The organism is Actinoplanes oryzae (assembly GCF_030757795.1).
GTDB lineage: Bacteria > Actinomycetota > Actinomycetes > Mycobacteriales > Micromonosporaceae > Actinoplanes.
Window position 1 is genome coordinate 1 of sequence record NZ_JAUQWH010000078.1, and the last position, 20,848, is coordinate 20,848.

24 protein-coding genes and 3 tRNA genes are annotated in these 20,848 nt (G+C 71.3%); 14 read left to right on the forward strand and 13 right to left on the reverse strand.

The annotated features are described in order from the left end of the window. Positions 1-344: 344 nt before the first annotated feature. Positions 345-1,199, reverse strand: a complete 855-nt coding sequence (locus RBH18_RS23925; RefSeq protein ID WP_306211516.1) for a Rieske 2Fe-2S domain-containing protein — start codon at positions 1,197-1,199, stop codon at positions 345-347. A gap of 72 nt (positions 1,200-1,271) precedes the next feature. Here RBH18_RS23925 and RBH18_RS23930 point away from each other — a divergent pair, with 72 nt between their 5' ends. From RBH18_RS23930 to RBH18_RS23940, 3 genes are all read left to right on the forward strand, one after another. Continuing rightward, a complete protein-coding gene (locus tag RBH18_RS23930) occupies positions 1,272-2,129 on the forward strand; it encodes an MEDS domain-containing protein (RefSeq protein ID WP_306211518.1) in 858 nt (285 codons plus the stop codon). Beyond that, positions 2,119-2,592 carry an ATP-binding protein gene (locus tag RBH18_RS23935; protein ID WP_306211520.1) on the forward strand — a complete coding sequence of 158 codons (474 nt, stop codon included), beginning with the start codon at positions 2,119-2,121 and terminating at the stop codon, positions 2,590-2,592. The genes RBH18_RS23930 and RBH18_RS23935 overlap by 11 nt, the downstream gene beginning before the upstream one ends. 105 nt (positions 2,593-2,697) lie before the next feature. Further along, positions 2,698-3,531, forward strand: coding sequence for a hypothetical protein (locus RBH18_RS23940; RefSeq protein ID WP_306211522.1), 834 nt, complete (start codon positions 2,698-2,700; stop codon positions 3,529-3,531). Positions 3,532-3,665: 134 nt separating this feature from the next. Here RBH18_RS23940 and RBH18_RS23945 read toward each other — a convergent pair whose 3' ends face one another. Further along, on the reverse strand, positions 3,666-4,997 hold the full coding sequence (locus tag RBH18_RS23945; protein ID WP_306211524.1) for a cryptochrome/photolyase family protein: 1,332 nt from the start codon (positions 4,995-4,997) through the stop codon (positions 3,666-3,668). A gap of 1 nt (position 4,998) precedes the next feature. Then, positions 4,999-5,907, reverse strand: a complete 909-nt coding sequence (locus RBH18_RS23950; RefSeq protein ID WP_306211526.1) for a phytoene/squalene synthase family protein — start codon at positions 5,905-5,907, stop codon at positions 4,999-5,001. A 76-nt stretch (positions 5,908-5,983) separates the two neighbouring features. Between RBH18_RS23950 and RBH18_RS23955 the strand changes: the two genes are divergently transcribed. The 9 genes from RBH18_RS23955 (at position 5,984) to RBH18_RS23995 (ending at position 12,727) form a co-directional block, all read left to right on the forward strand. Continuing rightward, entirely contained in the window at positions 5,984-7,177 is a 1,194-nt protein-coding gene (locus RBH18_RS23955; protein WP_306211528.1) for a polyprenyl synthetase family protein, read from the forward strand. Positions 7,178-7,265: 88 nt separating this feature from the next. Then, positions 7,266-8,780: a phytoene desaturase family protein gene (gene crtI, locus RBH18_RS23960; protein ID WP_306211530.1), complete on the forward strand. Its 1,515-nt coding sequence runs from the start codon at positions 7,266-7,268 to the stop codon at positions 8,778-8,780. Positions 8,781-8,809: 29 nt separating this feature from the next. Then, the gene (idi, locus tag RBH18_RS23965; RefSeq protein ID WP_306211532.1) at positions 8,810-9,382 is read left to right on the forward strand and encodes an isopentenyl-diphosphate Delta-isomerase; all 573 of its coding nucleotides are present in this window, start codon (positions 8,810-8,812) and stop codon (positions 9,380-9,382) included. Next, positions 9,372-10,511, forward strand: coding sequence for a MerR family transcriptional regulator (locus RBH18_RS23970; protein WP_306211534.1), 1,140 nt, complete (start codon positions 9,372-9,374; stop codon positions 10,509-10,511). Before idi ends, RBH18_RS23970 begins: the two co-directional genes overlap by 11 nt. Before the next feature lie 337 nt (positions 10,512-10,848). Then, a tRNA-Glu gene (locus tag RBH18_RS23975) sits at positions 10,849-10,921 on the forward strand. An 85-nt stretch (positions 10,922-11,006) separates the two neighbouring features. After that, positions 11,007-11,083 (forward strand) — tRNA-Asp (locus RBH18_RS23980). Between the two features lie 31 nt (positions 11,084-11,114). Then, positions 11,115-11,191: transfer RNA gene (locus RBH18_RS23985), tRNA-Phe, on the forward strand. A gap of 765 nt (positions 11,192-11,956) precedes the next feature. Continuing rightward, complete coding sequence (locus RBH18_RS23990; RefSeq protein WP_306211536.1) at positions 11,957-12,358, forward strand: ATP-binding protein; 402 nt, start codon at positions 11,957-11,959, stop codon at positions 12,356-12,358. A 57-nt stretch (positions 12,359-12,415) separates the two neighbouring features. After that, the gene (locus tag RBH18_RS23995) at positions 12,416-12,727 is read left to right on the forward strand and encodes an STAS domain-containing protein (protein ID WP_306211538.1); all 312 of its coding nucleotides are present in this window, start codon (positions 12,416-12,418) and stop codon (positions 12,725-12,727) included. A gap of 76 nt (positions 12,728-12,803) precedes the next feature. On the opposite strand, the gene RBH18_RS24000 is transcribed toward RBH18_RS23995, so the two are convergent. From RBH18_RS24000 to RBH18_RS24015, 4 genes are all read right to left on the reverse strand, one after another. Then, positions 12,804-13,799, reverse strand: a complete 996-nt coding sequence (locus RBH18_RS24000; protein ID WP_306211540.1) for an SGNH/GDSL hydrolase family protein — start codon at positions 13,797-13,799, stop codon at positions 12,804-12,806. Positions 13,800-13,923: 124 nt separating this feature from the next. Continuing rightward, positions 13,924-14,565 (reverse strand): HAD family hydrolase, encoded by a 642-nt coding sequence (locus RBH18_RS24005; RefSeq protein ID WP_306211541.1) that lies wholly within the window; start codon positions 14,563-14,565, stop codon positions 13,924-13,926. Next, the gene (locus RBH18_RS24010; protein ID WP_306211543.1) at positions 14,565-14,957 is read right to left on the reverse strand and encodes a hypothetical protein; all 393 of its coding nucleotides are present in this window, start codon (positions 14,955-14,957) and stop codon (positions 14,565-14,567) included. The genes RBH18_RS24005 and RBH18_RS24010 overlap by 1 nt, the downstream gene beginning before the upstream one ends. A gap of 46 nt (positions 14,958-15,003) precedes the next feature. Beyond that, positions 15,004-15,396, reverse strand: a complete 393-nt coding sequence (locus RBH18_RS24015) for a hotdog fold thioesterase (protein ID WP_306211545.1) — start codon at positions 15,394-15,396, stop codon at positions 15,004-15,006. A 102-nt stretch (positions 15,397-15,498) separates the two neighbouring features. On the opposite strand from RBH18_RS24015, the gene RBH18_RS24020 reads away from it, so the two are divergent. Continuing rightward, positions 15,499-15,747, forward strand: coding sequence for a hypothetical protein (locus tag RBH18_RS24020; protein ID WP_306211547.1), 249 nt, complete (start codon positions 15,499-15,501; stop codon positions 15,745-15,747). A 4-nt stretch (positions 15,748-15,751) separates the two neighbouring features. Here RBH18_RS24020 and RBH18_RS24025 read toward each other — a convergent pair whose 3' ends face one another. The 4 genes from RBH18_RS24025 to RBH18_RS24040 are packed head-to-tail and all read right to left on the reverse strand — an operon-like array spanning position 15,752 to position 18,994. Next, positions 15,752-17,005, reverse strand: coding sequence for a PrsW family intramembrane metalloprotease (locus tag RBH18_RS24025; RefSeq protein ID WP_306211549.1), 1,254 nt, complete (start codon positions 17,003-17,005; stop codon positions 15,752-15,754). 38 nt (positions 17,006-17,043) lie between these two features. Beyond that, a complete protein-coding gene (locus RBH18_RS24030; RefSeq protein ID WP_306211551.1) occupies positions 17,044-17,613 on the reverse strand; it encodes a hypothetical protein in 570 nt (189 codons plus the stop codon). Positions 17,614-17,669: 56 nt separating this feature from the next. Next, positions 17,670-18,221 carry an RNA 2'-phosphotransferase gene (locus RBH18_RS24035; RefSeq protein ID WP_306211553.1) on the reverse strand — a complete coding sequence of 184 codons (552 nt, stop codon included), beginning with the start codon at positions 18,219-18,221 and terminating at the stop codon, positions 17,670-17,672. Beyond that, positions 18,218-18,994: a class I SAM-dependent methyltransferase gene (locus RBH18_RS24040; RefSeq protein WP_306211555.1), complete on the reverse strand. Its 777-nt coding sequence runs from the start codon at positions 18,992-18,994 to the stop codon at positions 18,218-18,220. Before RBH18_RS24040 ends, RBH18_RS24035 begins: the two co-directional genes overlap by 4 nt. Before the next feature lie 18 nt (positions 18,995-19,012). On the opposite strand from RBH18_RS24040, the gene RBH18_RS24045 reads away from it, so the two are divergent. Then, positions 19,013-19,384: a PPOX class F420-dependent oxidoreductase gene (locus RBH18_RS24045; RefSeq protein WP_306211557.1), complete on the forward strand. Its 372-nt coding sequence runs from the start codon at positions 19,013-19,015 to the stop codon at positions 19,382-19,384. Between the two features lie 69 nt (positions 19,385-19,453). On the opposite strand, the gene RBH18_RS24050 is transcribed toward RBH18_RS24045, so the two are convergent. Further along, complete coding sequence (locus tag RBH18_RS24050) at positions 19,454-19,663, reverse strand: BldC family transcriptional regulator (protein ID WP_030438450.1); 210 nt, start codon at positions 19,661-19,663, stop codon at positions 19,454-19,456. Positions 19,664-19,943: 280 nt separating this feature from the next. Continuing rightward, complete coding sequence (locus RBH18_RS24055; protein WP_305788613.1) at positions 19,944-20,783, reverse strand: hypothetical protein; 840 nt, start codon at positions 20,781-20,783, stop codon at positions 19,944-19,946. Positions 20,784-20,848 lie beyond the last annotated feature (65 nt).

Below are 20,848 nucleotides of genomic sequence, written 5' to 3' on the forward strand. Positions count from 1 at the left end.
GCGCTCCGCTCTCGCGGCCCGCCCCCGGGGCACTCGCTCAACTTTACTCGGTCTTCCTGGCCCTGTCAACCGGTATCTCCCGGTTCGTGCCATTCGCACCAAGTGCACCCTTCATTGCGGGCCCGGGGCGCGCTGCGCAGGGCAGCATCGCTACGTTCCCGTAAGTCGAAGGATTTGGCAGGACGGCCGCGTCGCGTCCGTCTCCCCGCCGAATCAACAGGCCGTCCGCCTTGCTGGCGTCCGTTTCCCTGTCGGCTCGCAAAACATTACCCGGCTGTTTCCCGGGCGCCAAATCGGGGTGCCGTGTCCCGCAGCACATCGCTCACCACCAGCCAAAACACCCATCAGCGCGGGGCGACGGCCAGCTTGCCGGCGTTCACACGGGTCCTCAGGAGCGGCTGATCCGCCGCCGCGGGTCCGTGCTTGGCCGTCCCGTCGACGAGCCGGAACGTGCTTCCGTGCCAAGGGCACACGACACAGGCATCGGCACCGGACCCTTCGACCTTGCCGTCACCGAGCGGCCCACCCTGGTGCCCGCACTGCTCGATCATCGCGGTGACTTCTTCGCCCTGGCGGTACAGGAGGACGCGTACGCCCTCGACCTCCCGCACGACCGGACGCCCCTCGGGCAGTGCTGCCACGGCGCCGAGCTCGGTCCAGCCGTCGGGCATGCGGACCAGTTCCGCCGAGGCGAGGTTCACCCCAGCCCCCTGCTTGTACGACAGATGACCACCGAGGTACGCACCAGCACCCGCGACGGAGAGGCCCGCGTACGCAAGGAAGCGGCCGAGTCCCCACCGCCCGGACCACCGCGCGGCGAGTGACCCGGCGTAGAGGCCGAGTGCCACCGTGTTGGCGGTGGCGTGCACGAGCCCGACCCGCTGCTGGTCCTTGGCAAGCGAGGCCCAGTCGACCAGGCCGGCCGCGATGGCCGGTCCGGTGCTGGCGACACCCAGGCCGATCAGCAGCGTGGCGGCGCGGCGCTGACCGGGCACCACGTCGAGCACCGCGGCGCTCAGGAAGGATCCGACCGGCACCTGGACCAGCACGGGATGGACAGGGTGGCCCACCACGGTGCCGTGCAGGAGGTCGCGCAGCCGCCCGGGCTTCGCGGCACTCTCCACGGCTCCCTGCAGGCGGTCACTGACGGGGTCGAGGGCGGCGGACTTCTCGAGCCGGGTAATCGTCTGGCGCAACATGGTGTGGTGGTACCCCGCTTGGAAGCGTCGAACCGAGGGTACTGACCGTGCCTTGACAACCGAGGGAGACAGATGGCCGCCACGACCTCCGTGGACCGGCTCGCACCGGGTGACCATGCGTGCCTGACCTTCTCCGACGGGGAGGAGCGGCTCGACATCCTGGCCGCGTTCGTCTCGGCGGGGCTGCGGCGCGGGGAGCGGGTGTTGTGCTTCACCGATGCGGTCGACGTGGACGATCTGCGCGCGGAGTTCGTACAGCGTGGGGTTGATGCCGGCGCCGAGCTCAGCGTGCTGCGCAGCGATCGGTTGTGGGGCGGCGGCAGCGGGCCGGACGCGGCGACGATGGTCGAGCTGCTGGCGGGTGAGCTGCAGAGCGCGCTGCGGCAGGGGCACGCCGGCCTGCGGTTCACCGCCGACATGTGCTGGGCGGCGCGCCCTCAGGTCAATGCCGAGCAGCTGCTGGTCTTCGAGAACGAGGTCGGCCGGCTCTTCGAGGGCGGCCTGGTCACGGCCGTCTGCGAGTACGACCGGGAGAGCTTCGACCCGGTGACGCTCGGCTATGCCGCCCGCGTGCACCCGCGGCGGGTGGCGGCGACGGTCTACCACGAGGATCCGGTCCTGCGGATCTGCCGTCAGCACGTGCCTCCCGGCGTACGGGTGGCGGGCGAGCTGGATTACACGAGCGCGCAGGCATTGAGCGAAGCGCTCGCCGAAGCCGTACGGCTGGATGTGGACGTGCACCTGAACCTCAGCAGCCTGGGGTTCATCGACGCCGGAGCGGCGGCGGTGATTCTGCGTACGGCGGCCGGCCTCCCTCCTCAGCGGCGGATGGTGGTGGTTTGCGGGCAGCCTGTCGAGCGCACCCTGACCGTCGCCGGTGCGGCCGACGTGCCCGCCCTGAGGATGCTGGTACGCCACGGTGAGCGCTGACGTGACCGGCTCCGCGCCGGGCCGGAACGCCCGGAATCCGCTGCCCCGGGCTGCCCAGCCGGTGCGTCGTCCCCGGGCCGGCGCGCGGCCGCCGGTCTTCGAGCGTGCCTTCGACGGCGGTGACCTCTACGCACTCCGCGCCGCCGTGGCGACTTACGTGACCGAGGTCGCCGGTGAGCAGGCCGCCGAGACGGTCGTGCTGATAGCCCACGAGCTGTGCAGCAATGCCGTCCGCCACGGCGGCGGCGCGGGACGCATCAGGCTGTGGATTGCCGGGGACGACGAGATCCATTGCGAGGTCACCGACTCGGGCCCCGGGCTGACGGACCCGGAGGCCGGACGTACTCTGCCGCCGCCCTCGCTGCCCGGTGGCCGCGGCCTGTGGATCGCCCGGAACATGTCCGACGTGCGCATCGTCACCGGGCCGGCCGGGACGACGGTCACGTCGGTGATTTCCGGCTAGCCGCGACTTCTCATCCCGTCCTCCACGTGACCGATTCTGAACCCCCGCGGAAGAGGAAACACCGAGGAGGGGGCGGTCATGAGGGGGCGATGGCGGGCAGGGCTGGTGTCCGCCATCCTCATGGGCGTCTCCCTGGCGCTGCCCGTGGCATCGTCCGCGGGCAGCGCCGGTCTCACCGCCGCACCGGCCGGCACCAGGGCCATGTGGCTGTGGGGTGACCAGCCGGCGGCCGAGGTCGTGGACTGGGCGGCCCGGCAGGCGGTGTCGGAGATCTTCGTGCACGTGTCGCCCGCGGTGCTCACCAACGGTGACCTGGCCCGGCTCCAGGACATGAAGGAGCGTGCGGACGCCAAGCGGATCAAGCTGCGCGCCCTGGGCGGGGACCCTGCCTGGGTGACCGATCACGCGGCGGCCCTGGCGTGGCTGCGCGCCGTGCTGACGACCGGCATCTTCGCCGGCGTCCACCTGGACGTCGAGCCCTACCTGACCGCCGGGTGGTCCGAGAACCTCGAGGGCACCGCCACGTCCTACCTGGCGCTGCTGGACAAGGTGCGGGCCGGGACTGCGCTGCCGATCGAGGCCGATGTGCCGTTCTGGTACGGCGAGCATCGGGTCAAGGGGCGCAACCTCGCCGACGAGGTGCTCAAGCGGGTGAACGCGGTCACGGTGATGAGCTATCGCGACAGCGGTACCGGTCCGAATTCGATCCTTGCCGTCAGTCAGGACTGGCTGGCGCGGGGCAGGGCGGTCGGCAAGCGGGTGCGGCTGGGCGCGGAGACGGACCGGCTGGCGGACTGCCCGCAGTGCACCTTTGCCGAGGAGGGCGCGTCCCACCTGCAGAGCGAGCTGGCCGAAGTGGACTCGGCGACGCGCCGGACGGCGGCTTTCGCCGGCATCGCGGTGCATCGTTACGGCAGCTGGCGCGCGCTGACGGAGTGATCGGGCGGCCCAGATGGGAGAGGTTTTCCCATGACTCGTCCTGGGCAGGAAGTCGCGGGCCCTGCCGGCCATCAACGGACGAACGCAACAAGCCGGCAGGACCCACTTCCCGCCCAGCGGACCGAGCGGAAATCTCATGGCCTCAACCAGACCGCCTCGTCGCGATGCGACTCCAGCGGACCCGGATAGTCCAGGCCTGACCGCACCGTATCCGGCAGGCGCCAGGGTTGGTGCACGGCCTTGCCCGGAATCGACCTCAACTCCGGTACGTACTGACGAACGTACTCGCCGGCGGGGTCGAAGCGCTCGGCCTGACGGATCGGATTGAACCGCCGGTAGGGCTTGGTGTCGTTGCCCGTGCCCGCCACCCACTGCCAGTTGCCCGAATTGTTGGCCACGTCACCGTCGTTGAGCCACCGGAAGAACCACTTCACGCCGTCGCGCCAGTCGAGGCCGAGATGCTTGGTGAGGAAGCTCGCCGTGATGAGCCGCGCCCGGTTGTGCATCCAGCCCTCGGCCTGCATCTGCCGCATCCCGGCGTCCACGACCGGCACCCCGGTCAAGCCGTCCTTCCAGTGCTGCAGCGCCTCCTCGTCGGCGCGCCAGCCGGTGTCACCCGATGCGCGGTAGGGCTGCGTCGAGATCTTCGGGAACGCGTTGGTCACCTGGTAGTAGAAGTCACGCCAGCTGAGCTGGCGCACGAACGCCGCGGGTCCGGCGCCGTCCTGCGCCCGCGCCGCGTTCGCCACGACCAGCGGAGAAAGACAACCGAAGCGGAGGTACGCACTCAGCCGCGAGGTGCCGTCGGCGGGCATGTCGTTGTGCAACTCGTCGTACGGCCCCAGGTGGCGCAGCCACGTGTCGAGGCGGCGGCGTCCCTCGGTCTCCCCGCCGTCGAGTGCGGCCGGCGACTCCCCCGGCGGCAGCGCCGGCATCCGCCCGGTCGTAATGCCCTCGGGCAGCGTGATCCGCTCGGGAGTGGCGACCTCGTCGCGCCACTTCGCCGTCTCCCATGTCCGGTAGTAGGGCGAGAACACCTTGTAGGAGCTGCCGCCGGCCGGTCGCAGCTCGCCGGGGGCCACGACCGTGACGCTGGTGAAGAGCCGCAGCGAGATGCGGTGACGCTCGCACTCCTCGCGCAGCCGCTGCTCACGCCGCCTCGCATAGGTGCTGACGTCCTCGGCGACCGCGATGCCCTCGGCGGACACCTCCCGGGCGAGCTTGATCGTCTCGGCGACGGGATCGCCGCGGCGCAGCACCAGGTCGCCGCCGAGCGCGCGCAGGCTCGTCCGCAGGTCGGCCAGGCTCTGGTGGAGGAAGCGGTTGCGGTTGGGCGAGAGCTCCCCCAGCCGCGGATCGAGGACGAACAGGGGCACGACCCGCTCGGCATTGGCACAGGCTGCGGCCAGCGCGGGATTGTCGTGGACCCGCAGGTCACGCGTGAGAAGGACGACGGCCGTGCGCATGTCAGCAGCCTCGCACCAGGGCGGGCACCGGCGTGCCGGGTTTGGTCAGCAACGACCGGGCGGCGACCTTGGCGCGCCGTTGGTTGGGCACGGTGGCCCGGCGGACGAACACGTCGTAGTCGGCTGCCACGACCTCGTCGAGAATCCCCGCGTACAGATGGAAGGCCGTCCGCATGCAGGCCTGGGAGCTGGGCTGGAGCATGGGGATGCCGGGCGCGGCCTGGGCATAGTGCTCGTCGGCGCGGGCGATCTCGGCCTTGACCAGCGCCTTGATCGCCGGGGTCGACCGGCCGGCGGCGCGCGCCCGCTCCAGGTCGGCGCGGGTCACACCGAACTCGGCGAGATGTGCCTCGGGCAGGTAGATCCGGCCGCGGTCGAGATCCTCGGCGACGTCGCGGATGAAGTTGGTGAGCTGGAACGCCAGGCCGAGCTGCCGGGCGGGCTCGCGCGCCGCCGCGGGATCGCGGGACCCGAGGATCGGCAGCATCATCGTGCCGATCACGGCCGCCGACCCCTCCATGTAGTCGAGCAGGTCGTCATAGGTCGCGTAGGACGTGACGGTGAGATCCATCGCCATGCTGCGCAGGAACGCGTCGAAATCGTCCACGCTCAGGTCGAAGACGGCGATCGTGTGCAGCACCGCGGGCAGCAGCGGGTCGTCGGACCGCTGCCCGCGCAGGCCCGCGACGAACTGGGCGGACCACTCGTTGAGCTGGGCCGCGCGCTCGGTGGGAGGAAGGTCACCCGCCCGGTCGACGATCTCGTCGGCATACCTGGTGAATCCGTAGAGCGCATGGACATGACGTCTCTTCCACCGGGGTAAGAGGCGCGTGGCCAGGTAATACGTGCGACCGTGACTGCGGTGCAGCAGCCGGCTGCGCTCGTAGGCAGCGGCAAGGTCCGTCTCCACCCCGGCCTCCTTCAACATCTCAAAAAGAATCGACGCACGAATCGACGCAACACGCAGCCTACGGTAATCTCGCGGCATGGCCAACGACATCCTCGAGGGACGCCCCCGCTGCGACCTCCCTCACCAGCCGACGCCCGCCGACGCGCTGGCGAGCGCCGTCGAGGGGACGCTGGCCGACTTCCTCGCCCGCCAGATCGCCGCGCTCGACGCCATGGATCCCGAGCTCGGCAGCTTCGCCCGCACGACCCGCGACCTGGTGCTGGCCGGCGGCAAGCGGCTCCGGCCGACCTTCGCCCACTGGGGCTGGCGCGGCGTCGTGGGCGACCGCGAGCCGATCGGCCCGGTCCTGCCCGCACTGGCCGCCCTCGAGCTCATGCACACGTTCGCCCTCGTCCACGACGACGTGATGGACGACTCGGCCACCCGGCGCGGGCGCCCGACCGCCCACCGCCTCTTCGCCGAGCAGCACGACAGCGCCGGCCGGCTCGGCGACGCCGGCCGCTTCGGGTCCACCTCGGCGATCCTGGTCGGTGACCTCTGTCTCGTCTGGGCCGACCAGCTCATCGCGCAGAGCGCGCTGACCACAGCGACCCTGTTCGCGGTGCGGGCGCGCTACGACCACATGCGCGTCGAGACCGTGGCCGGCCAATATCTCGACGTGCTGGGCGAGGCGCAGCCCGACGAGTGGTCGCTCGATCGGGCGCTGCTCGTGGCGCGGAACAAGACAGCGGCGTACACAGTGCAGCGCCCGCTGCAGTTCGGGCTCGCGCTCGCCGGGCCCGCCCGGGCCGAGGCCGCCGCGATCGACGACGCCTACAGCCGTTACGGCCTGGCGGTCGGCGAGGCGTTCCAGCTTCGCGACGACCTGCTCGGCGTCTTCGGCGACCCCGCCGTCACGGGCAAGCCGGCCGGCGACGACCTGCGCTCCGGCAAGCCCACCGCCCTGCTCATGCTGGCTCGCCAGCTCGCTACCCCCGCGCAGCGAGCCGAGCTGGCCCTCGACCCCGCCGGAGCCGTCATCCCCGCCGACGGCTCCGGCGGGCCCGGCCCGGCCGGATCGCCCCGGTCGCGCGAGCGGCAGGCCGACGAGACGGCCGTCGCCCGGCAGGCGGACATCATCCTCGAGACCGGCGCGGTGGCCCGGCTCGAGGCGCTGATCGAGGAGCGGGTCGCGGAGGGCGTCGCTGCTCTCGCGGAGGCGCCCCTGCAGGAGGACGCCCGCGTCGCCCTGACGCACCTTGCTGTCACTGCGACGCATCGACCGGCATGATGACGGGACTCTCTCTCCCCACTTGCTTCCCTTCTCGCCGGCGCGTCCCCCGCACCGGCGTTGCGACAACTTCTTTGGAGCTGGTGACGTGCGGAAAGTGACGGGACCAACCGATCACGTGGTGGTGGTCGGCGCCGGGCTGGGCGGGCTCGCCTGCGCCCTGCACCTGGCCGCGGCCGGGCGGCAGGTGACCGTCGTCGAGCGGGAGGCCGTCCCGGGCGGCCGGGCGGGCCGGCTCACGGTCGGCGGCTACGAGTTCGACACCGGCCCGACCGTCCTGACCATGCCGGAGCTGATCGAGGAGCCCCTGGCCGCGGTCGGCGAGCGGCTCGCCGACTGGATCGAGCTGACCCCGGTCGACCCGGCCTACCGGGCGTACTATCCGGACGGCTCGACCCTCGACGTGCTCACCGACACCGTCCGCATGGCCGGCGAGATCTCCCGGGTCTGCGGCCCGCGGGAGGCCGACGGCTATCTGCGCTTCGTCGACTTCGCGCGGCAGTTGTGGCAGCTCGAGCGCGAGGACTTCATCGGGCGCAACCTCGACACCCCGATCGACCTGCTCAACCTCAAGCTGGTCAAGCTGCTGGGCCTGGGCGGCTTCCGCCGGCTCCAGCCGAAGATCGACCAGTACTTCCGCGACCCGCGTACCCGCCGGATCTTCTCCTTCCAGGCCATGTATGCGGGCCTGGCGCCGCACGACGCGCTCGCGATCTACGCCGTGATCGCCTACCTCGACTCGGTCGCGGGCGTCTACTTCCCCAAGGGCGGCATGCACGCCGTGCCCAAGGGGCTGGCCGGCGCGGCGGAGAAGCACGGCGTGCAGTTCCGCTACGGGACGACCGTCACAGGGATCGAGACCTCCGCCGGGCGGGCCACCGCCGTGCTCACCGACACGGGCGAGCGCATCGCGGCCGACGCCGTCGTCCTCAACCCGGACCTGCCCGTGGCGTACCGCGATCTGCTCCCGGGCTCCGCGCGCCCGCGCAAGCTGAAGTATTCGCCGTCGTGTGTCGTGCTCCACATCGGATCGGACCGCACCTACTCGAAGATCGCCCACCACAACATCCACTTCGGAGCGGCGTGGAAGGGCACGTTCGACGAGGTCATCCGGCAGGGCAAGCTGATGAGCGACCCCTCACTGCTGGTCACCAACCCGACCTACTCGGACCCCGGCCTGGCTCCGGCGGGCCGGCAGACCTACTACGTGCTCGCGCCGACGCCCAATCTCGACATCGCGCCGCTCGACTGGCGCGGCGGGCTCGGCCGCAAGTATGCGGACGAGCTGGTTCGCACGCTGGAGGACCGCGGCTACATCGGCTTCTCCGAGGGGATCGAGGTCGAGCGGATCATCACCCCGGCCGACTGGGCCGACCAGGGCATGGCGGCCGGCACCCCGTTCGCCTCGGCGCACACCTTCGCTCAGACCGGCCCCTTCCGCCCGAGTAACCTGCACCCCAGCCTGGGCAACGTCGTTTTCACCGGGTCGGGCACACAGCCCGGTGTGGGCGTACCGATGGTGCTGATCTCCGGAAAGCTGGCAGCGAGCCGCGTGACCGGTTCCGCCGCGGCGCCCGACGGCTTGGTGGGGAGGGTGGCGTGACAACGAGCCGCACGGAAGGAGAGAAGCCCGTGACCACGCGGGAGGGCGACTTCGTCGAGCTCGTCGATCCGGACGGCCTGGCCGTCGGGCAGACGACCGTCGGCGCCGCCCATGTGGCTCCGGGTCTGCTGCACCGGGCCTTCTCCGTCTTCCTTCGCGATCCGTCGGGACGGGTCCTGCTCCAGCAGCGCGCCGCGGTGAAGACCCGCTTCCCGCTGCGCTGGGCCAACACCTGCTGCGGTCACCCCTCGCCCGGCGAGTCACCGTCCGTGGCCGCCGTCCGGCGCCTCGCCGAGGAGGTCGGCATCTCGGGCGTGACCCTGACCGAGGTGGGCGTCTATTCGTACTACGCGGAGGATCCGCAGACCGGCCGCGTGGAATACGAGTACGACCACGTGCTGCTCGGCGACGTCCCCGCGGGCCTGACACCGGCCGCCGACCCGGACGAGGTGGCCGACCTGCGCTGGGTCGCCCTGGACGACCTGGTGCCGCAGATCACCCGGGAGCCGCGGGCTTACGCGCCGTGGCTGCGCGGCGTGGCGGACTCCCTCCAGCGCCACCTCGACCCCGACGACACGGCGGAGCGGTCAGGTGGGCGATGACGCCCTGACAGCGGGGGCGGTGGCGCGCAGGCTGGGCGTCGCCGTCACCACGCTGCGCACATGGCACCAGCGATACGGGCTGGGGCCGAGCCATCACGTGCCCGGCCAGCACCGGCGCTACACCCGCGACGACGTCGAGCGGCTGGAGGTGATGCGCCGGCTCACGGCCCAGGGCGTCGCGCCGGCGGAAGCCGCGGCGTGGGCGAAACGTGCGCCGATGCCGGGCTCGGCGCCGGACGCCGGAGGCACGGATCCGCCGGAGGCGCCGATGATCGACGTCGTCTGGCACTCGACACCCGACAACTTGCGGCCGGCCGACCCCCCGCCGCCCCTGCAGCACGCCATCGACACGTCCTGGCTGGACATCGCGGATCTCGCGACGCTCACCGGGCGTGACGGCGGCGGCCACACCATCCGCACAGGCCGCGCCGGGGCCACCGCACGCGGCGTAGCCCGGGCTGCCATGCGGCTGGACGCGGCCGCCCTGCGCACGATCCTCGAGATGACCGTGGCGGAGCGCGGCGTCGTAGCCGCCTGGAACGACGTGATCATGCCGGTCCTGATCGGCGTGGGCGAGCGCTACGAGGCGACGTTGCGCTACATCGAGGTCGAGCACCTGATTTCGCGTACGGTCACCGAGGTGCTCAGCACGGTCGCGCGGCCCTCGGGCAACGAGGTGGTCCGGGTGCTCCTCGCCGCGGCCGACGAGGACCAGCACACCCTCCCGCTCGAGGCGCTCGCCGCGGGCCTGGCCGAGCGGGGCGTGCCGAGCCGGCTGCTGGGCGGTCGCGTTCCGCCCCAGGCGCTCGTCGACGCGGTCAACCGCACGGGGCCGGACATCGTGGTGCTGTGGAGCCAGCTGTCCTCGACGGGGGACCCGGAGCAGTGGCATCGGTTGCGGGCGGCCGCCCACAGTCCGCTGCTGTGTGTCGCTGCGGGGCCGGGGTGGCCGGCGGAGGGGCTGCCGGAAGGGATCGTACGGCCGGGAAGCCTGATGGAGGCGGTGCGCATGATCGCCGTCGCCGCGACGCCCGAGTCCGCCGACGATCGTGGCGTCGCGGAGGCCGCAGCACCGCGGGTGGCCAGTACCCGGGGCGGTAGTCGGCAAACGGGTGAGACGGGGCTCTGAGTCGCTTGTCGGGCGGCCGCTCGGGCAGCCCGACGGATGTCTCGCGTCGTACCTGGGCGCTCTCGGCTGGTCGCGTGCTGTCAGCGTCGGGCGTTGGGGGCCGAATCTCGGCGAGGTCGTGGGCTCGTCGACGGAAGGCTTGGAGTGGCGCTCGGCACACCTCCGGGCCGCCGAATCCGCGGGGGCGGCTGTTTGCGCTGGTCAGAGACGCGTCGCCGGGAGGGGGATACCGATTTGGCCGAGGGTCCCGCCATCACGTATGCTTTCCAAGCCTCAAGCGGGGCCGCCGGTTGGGGCCACACCGCAGGAATTGCCGATGTGCAATGATTGCGGAGTTGCCCTCATCGTCTAGTGGCCTAGGACGCCGCCCTTTCAAGGCGGTAGCACGGGTTCGAATCCCGTTGGGGGTACGGGCCGACCTAGGTCGGTGCGAGAGCAAGAAAGCGCTCATGTAAGAATGAGTGAGCAACACCGGCAAGACAGCAACACCAGCAAGGTCCTGTGGAGCAGTTGGAGTGCTCGCCGCCCTGTCAAGGCGGAGGTCGCGGGTTCAAGTCCCGTCAGGACCGCCAGTGCCCAGTCGTCAGCATCATCGGCGGCAACGGCCAGGTAGCTCAGTTGGTACGAGCGTCCGACTGAAAATCGGAAGGTCGGCGGTTCGACCCCGCCCCTGGCCACCAAGCCTCTCGCCGGGCTTTGAGCATCGCCCACTCGCGGAAACGCCGGGTGGGCGTTTTGCTTTCCCGAGACCGAGCGCGACACGGACCGAGCGCGACACGGACCGAGCGCGACACGGACCGAGCGCGACACGGACCGAGCGCGACACCGACCTGGCCGACATCGAATCGCTCCCCCACGTGCGCGGCACGGCAGGCTCGACACCGATTCGCCCCACCACGTGCGCGGCACAGATCTGGTCGACACCGACTCGGCACCACGTGCGCGACACAGACCTGGTCGATACAGATTCGGCACCACGTGCGCGGCAGGGGCGGGCTCGACACTTGATTCGCTCCGCACATGGGCGGCAGGGGCGGCATCGACTTGGCTGGGCATGCGGGACGGAGCGCGGCGCGGTCGGCACCGGCTTGGTCCAGGCGTGCGCCGGCCGGCCGGTCCGGATGGTCGTCGGGCAGGTTCGGTCAGATGCCCGCGCCGGGGCAGGTCGCTGGTGGAGCGGTCCTACTGTCCGGCGACGCTCAGACACTTGTGGGTTGTAGTGCGGCTAAAGAAGTGGCCGGTGGAAATGCGGCGAGCACGCGGAGGCGAACCCGAGCACGGAAAGCGCGAAGGCCGGGCGGCGGGGGAAGGCCAGCGGCAAGGAGGGGCGGGTCCGGGCGGCGGCGGGGAGCGGCTGGTCCGAGAGGGGGAAGGGCCGCATGATCGACCGGTGTGGGGGGCATATGGGGACCATGACGTACCTCGCTGCGCAGACGCCGCCCGCTATGACCGAGGTCAGCAGGTGGGTGCTGGACAGCGCCGCGCAGCTCAAGCTGCTGCGGGCGTCGTTGCACGAGGCGCTCACGGGGAAGGTGCTGCCGGCGGGGGCAGCGCTGGACGAGATACCGGAGAAGGTTGTGCTTGTGGCCACCGAGTTGGCCACCAACGCGCTCCGGCACGGGTTGCCGCCGACGATTGTGCGGCTGGGCCGGGCCGGGGACACTTTTGTGCTCGATGTCGTCGACCATGCGCCGGAGGCGGTGCCGGAGGTGGCCGAGGATCGGGCGCTCGGGCGGGGCGGGCTCGGGCTGCAGCTGGCGCGGCAATTCTCGCTGGACATGGGCTGGTATCTCGACGATGACACCAAGCATGTGTGGGCGGAGTTCCCCGTGCGGGCTGATCTATGATCGCGATCATCGAGGGCTGTCCGGGCCAGGCCCCCCTGCCCATGTCAGAAGGTGTACGTGACCGAGCCTACCTATCAGATCTCCCGGCAAGCCGGTCACATCCGGCTCTCCGGTGATCTCGACATCAACGCCCGCGACGACGTGCGGTCCGAGTTGTTGCGGGCCGTGCGGGACGGCGGGTCCGCCGGGATCGTCATCGACCTCGGCGAGACGGCCTTCATCGACAGCGAGGCCGTGGGCGCGCTGATCGACGGGCTGCTGGCCGGGCGGGAGGCGGGCGTGCCGATGACGATCTCCAACGCCACGGGCATCGTCCACCGCGTGCTCGACGTCTCCGGCGTGCTCGACCTCTTCGACCCGGCACCCTAGCGGGAAGCCCGGCACCCTAGCGGAAGCCCCGGCACCCTAGCGGGAAGCCACGGCACCCCAGCGAGAAGCCACGGGGTCAGACGTTGAGCAGGTTGCCCGGCCCGGTCCAGCGGCGCACCACGCGCGTGCGCGTCATCCAGCCGCCGGCCGCGCGTACCCGGTAGGTCTGCCGGTCCTCCCGCAGCGTCTGCCAGATCCGGACGCGCCGCTCGATGCCGTTGGTGCGTACGGTCGTAGTGCGCAGCGTCCAGTCGCGGCACTCGGTCTGGTGGCGGACGACGCCGCCCACGCGGACCTTCGCGGCCAGGCATCGGCGGGCGCGGGTCGCCTGGTACGGGTTCGCGCCGGTGTAGCCCGACAGCCCGTACACGAGGGACATCGCGCGGTACCAGTTCCAGGCCATCTTCGAGTAGCCGAAGTCGTTCGGGTGGCGCAGGTCGTGCAGGTCGATGCCGGAGACCGTGGACTGGTCGACGACCGTGATGTTGCCGTCCTGCTTCCGCGCGACCATGGCCGGGATCAGCCGGTTGTAGATGCGGTCGGCGGCGGCCTCGCGCGGCACCCGGGACGTGGCGATCTGGGCGACGAAGATCTGCGCGCCGGGGCGGGCCTGGCGGATCTGGTCGAGCATGCCGGAGAGCTTGCGAGCCGTGGTGTACGGGCCGTCGCCGAGCGTGATGTTGTTGGTGCCCGCGTGCACGAGCACCACGTCGGGCTCGTAGGTCGCCAGCCAGCCGTCGAGACGGGCGGAGAGCTCGTCGATCGTCCAGCCGCCGTGTCCCTCGTGCTGGTTGTCGCCGCCGGTGCCGTTGGTCTGCGAGCCGACGTAGTTGATCTCCAGCCCGCCGCGGATGAGGCGCTGCTCGAGGCTCGTCCGGTAGGAGGAGAGGGTGGGCGAGCCGACGCCGCGGGTGATCGAGTCCCCGAGCGGCATGACCTTCGTGGCGACGAACGCGGTGGCGGGGGCCGGTGCGGCGGCGGCGGGGATCGAGGCGTTGACGCCGGCGAGCAGGCTCGCGCCCAGGGCGGCGGTCATGGCCGCGAAGCCGAGCTTGCGTGCGCGATTCCCCATGATGCGTTCCCCTCCGAGCGGTGCTGACGCTCAGAAGTTCGGCGCAGCCGCCCCGGAAACGATCACTGTCTGGTAGCCGAAGGTTGTGATCGAGGAGCAGAGCCGGCGGCTCCGACGGGAGAGATCAGGAGCCCAGGATCCCGCGCAGGGCGCTCGGGAAGTCGTCGGCCGTGCGCGTGGGTTCCACGGCGAGAGAGGAAGGCCACTGGCGACCGCGGTGCAGCCAGACGGTGCGAAGGCCGGCCGCGGCGGCGCCGGCGATGTCGTCCGCGGGGTTGTCCCCGATCATCCAGCCGCCGGCGGCCGAGGGAAGGCCGGCGGCCTCGGCGCCCAGGTCGAAGATGCGACGGTCGGGCTTGCGCACGCCCACGCCCTCGGAGACGACCCAGCCCGCCACGAGCTTGTCCAGGCCGGTACGACGCAGCTTCGCCTCCTGCTGGCGTACGGAACCGTTGGTGACGACGACCGGCGACCACCCGGCGGCGACCGCCTCCTGGAGCACCGCGGCGACCGCGGGGTCGGGGTCGAGGTGCGCAACCACGCCGAGCTGCAGCTCCTCCAGAAGGTGCTGGACGGGCAGGCCGAGCCGCTCGGCGAGCTGGGCGGCGAGGCGCGGGCGCGGTTCGTAGCCGTCGTTGTCCGCCTCGATCGTCCAGGCCACGTCGACCGCGGCGCCGCCGTGCGCCGGGATCCAGTCGAGGGCCCAGCGGCGGAAGGAGCCCGTACGGTCGACGAGGGTGTTGTCCAGGTCGACGAGGACCAGCATCAGGCGGCGCGGTGGCGCAACGTCGCCACGGTCGAGCCGGCGAGCGCGAGCAGGCACTCCGGCAGCTGCCCGTCGGCGATGGCGGCCCCGAAGAGCGCCTCGCCGGTCGGGACGTCGCCGTTGACGTAGGCGCTGACGAAGCGGGCCACCCACCGCTTGTCGTAGCGAGCGTCGTCGATGCCGGGGAAGTCGAGGGTCCAGGGTCCGCCGGGCCGGATGTGCTGCCCGACCATGGTCGCGGCCAGGCACCAGGCCACGTCCCAGGCGCCCACGACCCCCGAGCGGTCGACGACCGCGTCGAAGGTGCCGACCACGGCGTCACTGTCGCCGCTGAGCGCGCATTGCAACACCTGCGCAGCGTCGTCCAATGCGTGCTGTGGTACGTCGGTCACGTCAAGAAAGGTACGCGGATCCGTCAAGAAACGCCGCTGGAGAGGCTCACGCGCCACGAAGGAGGCATGTGATCCGAGCGGTGCACACGCGCGCGTCCTCCTCGTCGGTGATGACGATCTCATAGGTGACCGCCGTCCGGCCGCGGTGCAGGGGCGTCGCGACGCCGGTCACCACGCCGTGCCGGACGGCCTTGTGGTGCGTCGCGTTGATGTCGACACCCACGGCGAACGGCCGGTCCACGGTCGCCCCGTGCAGGGCGGCCCCGACCGATCCGAGCGTCTCGGCGAGCACGCAGGAGGCGCCGCCGTGCAGCAGCCCGTACGGCTGGGTGTTGCCCTCCACCGGCATCGTCCCCACCACCCGCTCCGGGGTGGCCTCCGTGATCTCGATGCCCAGCCGCTCGCCGAGCGTGCCGCTGATCAATGCGTCCGTGTCCACGGTCGGCAACGTTACCGGCGAAACGGGGTTTCCCGGCGAGCTCGGGTGGAGACCGAGTCCTACGTTGTTACCGACCGACCCCCAGCGGACGAGGAGACACCGATGACCGAGCCCCAGGAGACCGTCGAGACGCGCGGGAACGACCGCGTGGACCTGATCGCCAGCGACACCAACGGCGACGGCAAGCCGGACATGTGGGTGGCCGACACCGACGGCGACGGCAAGGCGGACCTCTTCCAGTTCGACACCGACGGCGACGGGCTGGTCGACATCACGATGGTGGACCTCGACCAGAACAACAACCCGACCCAGGTGGTCGACGGCGACGGCGGCCTGCCGCCCACGATCTGAGGGATCAACCCCCGCCGAGGGTGCTGACCACGGCCCAGAGCACGGCGAGCGCCAGCGCGGTGGAGAAGATCCCCGATGCCGTACGCCGCCAGGGCCCCTTCCCGTCCGGCGCGACCGCCTCGGGATGTCCCAGCCGGTTGAGCACCCGGCGCTGCCGGCGGATCTCGTGGCTCCAGCGGCTCAGGTCCGGCGTCCCGCGGCTCAGCTCGACCGCCAGCCGGGCCTGGGCGCGCTGCAGCCGGCGCACGGCCGCCCGGGCCCGCCAGCCGGCCCGGGCCCGCGCGTGGGCCCGGGCGCTGGCCCGTCGCGACCCGGCCTTGAGCGCCTGACGTTCCGCGGGCGTGATGAGTTCGGCGTCGTCCAGCTTGGCGAGCTGTTCGGCGTAGTAGTCGGCCTCCCGGTCGTGCGCCGACCGCACCAGCAGCCAGATGAGCACCAGCGGCGGCAGCCCCTTGAGCACGAGCACCGCGAGCAGGGCCACCGCGCCGTTGCCCAGGCCGTCCCGGAGCAGCGGCGAGTTCCACAGGACGTGTGACGCCCAAGCGGCGAAGAGGGCCAGCGCGGCGGCGCCGAGGCGGGTGCGGAATGACCGTTCTCCCCGTACGACGAGGTAGCCGATCCCCGCACCGGCGAGCGCGGTGAACAGGGTGTGACTCCACACGCCGGAGACGAAGCCGCGCAGCAGAAAAGTGGTGACGACCGGCTCGACGGTGTCGCCCTGGCCCGCAAGGGCGACAGCTCCCATCGCGTACACAATGTCTTCGATGATCTGGAAGCCCAGGCCGACCGTCGCGCCGTAGACGACGCCGTCCAGCACGCTGTTGATCTGGTGGCGGGCGATGAGCACGATCGCGACGACGCCGAGCGCCTTGGCTATCTCCTCGACCGTGGGGCCGGCGAGCGCCACACCCCAGTCGGCGGCGAGGTGGGGCGAGCCGAGCTTGGCGATGATGTCGTCGAGGGCGCCGCTGGCCGGGATCGACGCGGAGGTCGCCACGAGGCCGCCCCAGCCGAACGCGATGAGCAGCAGCGACGGGGGTTCCCGCTCCAGGAAGTCCAGCTCCGAGACGACGAACCAGAACGGCACGGCGAGCAGGGCGAAGAGCGCCGCCGAGGTGAGCAGCGCCACGGGGTACTCGCGGACGTAGCCAGTGATGATCATGGCCATCCGGACGGCGCCGGCGGCCAGCAGGGCGAGCACGATCCAGAAGGCGGGCAGGCCGGGCAGCCTCCCGTCGGGCGCGGCTCCCGGCTGCACAGGGGCACTCCGGTCACTGCGCAATCGGGGCTCCGCGGTCATCCGGTGGGCTCCGGGGCGTACCGGAGGGTGGCAGTGCTGCGGTTGATGGCCGGCAGGATCCGGCCGAGGTCGAGATCGGCGCCGCTCACGGTGACCTCGATGGTGCGGCTGTCGGCGACGAAGACCACATAGCGGCCGCCCCGGCCCGGGCCGCTGAAGCCGCCCTGGACACCCTGCAGGCCGCCCGTGGTCGCGACGGACAGCTCGGTGCCGGTGACCTGATAGCCGGAGTTGCCGGTGATGCGCCGGCGCAGCCGGTCGACGGCCGCGCTCAGCGAGCCCTCGAAGGGCTGGACGCTGATGAGATAGCGGACCGCACCGACCCGGAACAGCACGGTGCCGGAGTCCTCACCGGGCCGCGTGTCGGTGACGTCGATGCGCGCACCGGGCGGCGGGACGACGCTCACGCCACCTCCGATGTCGTACGGCCGGTCGGTGGGCACCGGCCGGTCGGCGGGGAGGGCGTGGTTGAGCGCGGGGAGCCCGAAGGACAGACCGCCGAGCGTGACGACCACCCCGCACGCACCGAGAAGGTTCGTCAGCTGACGCCGAGTAACCCTCCCCATGCCCATACGCTAACGGGCGGTGGCGGCTTCCTCACCGAGGCGTTGCTTTTGTCCGTTTACTCCGAATGTTCGATAAGGAACAACGGTGGCACCGCGGCGGTCAGCCAGACGCCGTTCTCGCTGCGGTGGAACACATGTCCCGCCGCGGCCATGGCGGCCGTGTCGACCCGCAGAATCACCACGTCCGTGGAACGCCGGCTGCCGACGATGGTCGCGGTCCGCAGATCAGGAGACAGGTGTACGTGATGCCGGCTGCCCGGTCGCAGCCCGTCCCGCAGGATCGAGGCGAGGTTCGTCCGCGGGGTGCCGTGATAGAGCACGGGCGGCGGATCCACCGGCGGCAGCCCGAGATCCACCTCGACGCGGCGCGAGTGGCCCTGGCTGGCCCGGATCCGCTCGACGCCGTCCGGTCCGGTGGCGACGGCGAACCGCTGCTTGTCGTTGCCGGCCACCACGGCGTCGAGGGTGGCGCGGGAGATGCGGAGGGCGGCGAGCAGGGCGGTGACGGGCACCCAGCCCTGCGGGTCCAGGGTCAGGCCGGCGCTTTCGGGGCGGTGCCGCAGCACCATCGCGATGCGGCGGCTGATGCGTACCTGATCATTGGTCAAGGGGTCAGCTCCATGACCGCAAGGTAGTAGGGGCGGTCCTGGACGTCGACAGATTTGAGCCGCCAGGCCGTGCCCTCCAGAAGCTCCTCCAGCTCCGGCACCGAGCAGTTCAGGTAGTCGAACCAGTCCGTGGCGAGGCGCCGGTAGCGCAGCCGGAGCCGCAGCTGGCCGCCGAGCCGGCCGCGGTCGCGGTTGCGCTGGTGATAGGCCACGTGCACGGGGTCGGTCGTGCCGTAGGGATCCGTGCCCTGCGCGACGATCCGGGCGCCCGGCCTGGCCAGCTGGGCGAGCGACGCGAGGAAGCCCGGCGCCTGCTCCCGGCCGCCGAGCAGCCCGAGGTTGTTGCCGAGCAGCAGGAAGGTGTCATAGCGGGTCGCGCTGCGCGTGAAGTCGCCGACCGTCGCGACGACGGTGTCGCGCAGCCCCCGCTTGCGGGCGACCTCGATGGCGCCCGGCGACACGTCGAGGCCGGTCACCGCCATGCTGCGGCGTTGCAGCTCGAGGGCCGTACGCCCGGCGCCGCAGCCGATGTCGAGCACGGCGCCGCGGCACAGCCGGAGGGCGCGGTGGTCGTGCGGCTGCCACTCCGCGGGCTCGCCGAGATAGTGGTCGGCGGGGGCGCCGTTGATCAGTCCGTCGTCGCGCTCGATGACCTCGATCACCGGCCGGGGTACACGTCCGCCGGCCAGAGGGCGAGGACCGACACCCGTCCGAACGGCCCATGCATCTTTGATCAACTCGCCGAAAACATCGCCGGGCTCAGGCTCGTCCATTGTCACTACTCTTATGACATGGCGACGCTCGAGCAACTCGGCGCGGAGAAGTACGTCCTGGTGACGACCTATCGCAAGGACGGCCGTGCGGTGGCCACCCCGGTGTGGGTGGTGCCGGACGGCGGCGGGCTCGCGTTCTGGACGTTCAACGAGGCCGCCAAGCTCAAACGCATCCGCAACAACGGGCGGGTGACGCTGGCCGCGTGCGACATGCGGGGCAATCCCAGCGGTGAGTCCCTGGAGGCGAGCGCGCGGATCGGCGACCGCGCGGACCTGGACCGGATCAAGAGCGCCATCAAGCGCAAGTACGGCCTGGCGGGGTGGCTCACCCTGACCGGAAGCCGGCTGCGCCGCGGTGCGGACGGCACGACCGCGGTCCTGGTCTCATGAAACGATCAAGGGGCGATCGCCTTCCCCGGCGCTCGCCCCTCAAACGGTCCTCGGTCGACTGCGGTCCGTTCAGTCGCCCTGACGCTGCGCGGGGATCTGCCCCTGCAGCAGGGCGCGAACCTCCGACTCCCGGTAGCGACGGTGTCCGCCCAGCGTGCGAATTGCGCTGAGCTTGCCCGCCTTGGCCCACCGGGTGACGGTCTTCGGGTCGACACGGAACATCGACGCCACCTCGGCCGGCGTTAGTAGCGGCTCAGGATCGTGCGTACGCGATGCCATCGGTCACTCCTCCACAGGTACCTAAAGACATCGGCCGGGGTCCCGCCGGCCGGTGCGTCTCCCATGGTCCGGCTAGTCCCCGATGTCCGACATGGGCCGAACGGCCGATCGTCCCTAGATAGATGGTGGAAGCAAGACCGATTTAAACCGATTTTCTACGCCAGAAAGTGTCTCGTTTGGACCGAAAATCACGCTTCGCGGAGCGCTGATTACGAAGAGTATTCGCCTCAGCGACCCCTGTCGAGCCCCTTTTACCAGGTCACGGAGTTATTGACGGGCGTCAGTTGCAACGCTCGAGCAACTGGACCGCGCGCCACCTCGCGACGATCTTCTCGTACGCCTCCGTGGCCGCATCGGCGTCGCCACGGGAGAGTGCCGACAGGCCGGCAGCCACCAGTCCGGGTGAATCGTCACCCTGAAGGTCGTCGTCGCCGAGCAACCCGGTCAGGCCGCCGTAGTCGAGCTCGACCACCGAGCGCGGGTGGAACTCCTCCAGCCACCGCGTGCCCTCCTCCACCGCCTCGGTGATCGGGGCGTCGCCCAGCGACTTGCGCAGCACCGACACCCCGCGGTGCGCCCGGCGGCGCGCCTTGGAGATCTCGGTGCGGTAGCGCAGCACCCGCCGGCCGTCCCCGAGATCGATCTCCCGCTCCTCCAGGTCCACGAACACGAACCACCGCAGCGGCACGCCCCACGTGGCGACCTGCTCGTGCACGCGCGGCACCCCCTGCTCGAGCACCTTGGCCCCGCTGCGCCAGTCGTCCACCACCGCCTTGGCCTGGCCCGCCAGCACCGGCGGCACGAAGGCGTCGGCCAGCACGGTGGGCACGCCGTCCCGGGCGTTGAGGGCCGCCTCGGCCACCCGGAGACGCAGGTTCCAGGGGCAGACCAGCAGGGTGTCGCCCCACTCCAGCGCGTACGCCTCGTCGGGCAGGTCGGGCAGCCGGGTCCAGCCGGCGCCGAGCGCCTCGAGGACGGCGGTGCGCTGTTTGACCGGGCCCTCGAGGGGGCCCAGCGCCCGGCCCTCGCGGACGTAACGCCGCCAGAAAACCTGGCGCTCCCGGTCGAAGGCGGTCAGCGGCTCGTAAACACGCAGGTACGACGCGAACAAGGACGGCACGGCGCGATCCTTTCACGAAAACGGCCGTGGTTGGCTTCCCGCGCCCCCGGATTGCCGCGGGCTTA

Coding starts and splice junctions, on each gene's coding strand:
- RBH18_RS23925 (WP_306211516.1), bottom strand. CDS start 1,199: ATGTTGCGCCAGACGATTACCCGGCTCGAGAAGTCCGCCGCCCTCGAC.
- RBH18_RS23930 (WP_306211518.1), top strand. CDS start 1,272: ATGGCCGCCACGACCTCCGTGGACCGGCTCGCACCGGGTGACCATGCG.
- RBH18_RS23945 (WP_306211524.1), bottom strand. CDS start 4,997: ATGCGCACGGCCGTCGTCCTTCTCACGCGTGACCTGCGGGTCCACGAC.
- RBH18_RS23955 (WP_306211528.1), top strand. CDS start 5,984: ATGGCCAACGACATCCTCGAGGGACGCCCCCGCTGCGACCTCCCTCAC.
- RBH18_RS23990 (WP_306211536.1), top strand. CDS start 11,957: ATGACCGAGGTCAGCAGGTGGGTGCTGGACAGCGCCGCGCAGCTCAAG.
- RBH18_RS24000 (WP_306211540.1), bottom strand. CDS start 13,799: ATGGGGAATCGCGCACGCAAGCTCGGCTTCGCGGCCATGACCGCCGCC.
- RBH18_RS24005 (WP_306211541.1), bottom strand. CDS start 14,565: ATGCTGGTCCTCGTCGACCTGGACAACACCCTCGTCGACCGTACGGGC.
- RBH18_RS24020 (WP_306211547.1), top strand. CDS start 15,499: ATGACCGAGCCCCAGGAGACCGTCGAGACGCGCGGGAACGACCGCGTG.
- RBH18_RS24030 (WP_306211551.1), bottom strand. CDS start 17,613: ATGGGGAGGGTTACTCGGCGTCAGCTGACGAACCTTCTCGGTGCGTGC.
- RBH18_RS24040 (WP_306211555.1), bottom strand. CDS start 18,994: ATGGACGAGCCTGAGCCCGGCGATGTTTTCGGCGAGTTGATCAAAGAT.
- RBH18_RS24045 (WP_306211557.1), top strand. CDS start 19,013: ATGGCGACGCTCGAGCAACTCGGCGCGGAGAAGTACGTCCTGGTGACG.
- RBH18_RS24050 (WP_030438450.1), bottom strand. CDS start 19,663: ATGGCATCGCGTACGCACGATCCTGAGCCGCTACTAACGCCGGCCGAG.